Source organism: Actinomyces sp. HMSC065F12 (assembly GCF_001814535.1).
GTDB classification, from domain to species: domain Bacteria; phylum Actinomycetota; class Actinomycetes; order Actinomycetales; family Actinomycetaceae; genus Pauljensenia; species Pauljensenia radingae_A.
Window position 1 is genome coordinate 1 of record NZ_KV817033.1, and the last position, 1,175, is coordinate 1,175.

Sequence of the window (1,175 nt, forward strand, 5' to 3'; positions counted from 1 at the left end):
CTGGCACGTCAACGAAATCCCGGCAAGGCCTGGCAGACCTGATGGACGCAGCCAGGCGCGGGGGTGTCGATATTGTGTTGTGTAAATCAATCTCACGCCTGGCCCGCAACACTGTCGATCTACTGGCTACGGTCCGTGAGCTCAAAGACCTTGGCGTGGCCGTACGGTTCGAACGCGAACGCATCGACACCCTTAGCGCTGACGGGGAACTGTTGCTGACTTTGTTGGCGTCGTTCGCCCAGGAAGAATCCCGCTCGCTATCCCACAACGTGAAATGGGCGATCCGCAACCGATACAAGAACGGGGGCACGAACTCCTTCGTTGTCTATGGCTACCACTGGACAGACGGCGAGTTCACCATCATTGACGAAGAAGCCAAGATTGTGCGCTTACTGTTTGCCAATTATCTCGATGGGATCAGCCCGGAGAAAACCGCGACGATGCTCAATGCTGAAGGTAAACGCTCTCGGGGAGGGGGACGGTTCTACGGGTCAGTGTTTCGTCGCATGCTCGAAAACGAGCGCTACAAGGGCTGCCAAATGCTACAGAAAATGTACCGCCCCACAATCCAAGCACCCACATGCTCCCTCAACAACGGGGAGCTGCCACGCTACTGGGTCGAGCAAGCCCTCCCGCCAATCATTGACGAGGCGATGTTTGACGCGGTGCAAGCAGAAATCGCGTACAGGCGTGAGGTGGGCCCGGCTGCGACCCCGTCGAAGAACACGGGCGTATTCACCGGGCGGATCTGCTGCGCGGCGTGCGGGAAGAACTATCAACGCAAAACCCGCACCTACAAGTCTGGAACCTCGTATAAGTTTTGGCGGTGCTGGAGTGCCTGCACCGGGAATGGCAACCCCTGTAGGGGGCACAACCTGCGCGAAACACTCCTCGAACAAGCCTGCGCAGACATGCTCGGCACCCAAAGTTTCGACCCCGCTGCGGTTGCTGAGCAGGTCGTGATGATTGAGGCCTTCGAGCATCAGCTCACCTTCCACCTCGCGGATGGAACCATTGCACCAGTGGGGTTAACCAGTGAGGGGAGGCTGGCATGAGCCGCACCGTCACAGCGATACCCGCAACAAAGAAGCTTCGATCTGCCACAGCCTCATCTGGCGCACCGGCACGCAGACGGGTCGCTGCCTACGCTCGCGTCTCTACCGAGATGGAAGAAC

1 protein-coding gene is annotated in these 1,175 nt (G+C 58.7%); it reads left to right on the top strand.

What is annotated here, in order from left to right; genetic code table 11:
* The coding region (locus HMPREF2975_RS09790; RefSeq protein WP_070727428.1) for a recombinase family protein at positions 1-1,055 on the top strand (1,055 nt) is incomplete at its 5' end.
* Between the last annotated feature and the right edge of the window lie 120 nt (positions 1,056-1,175).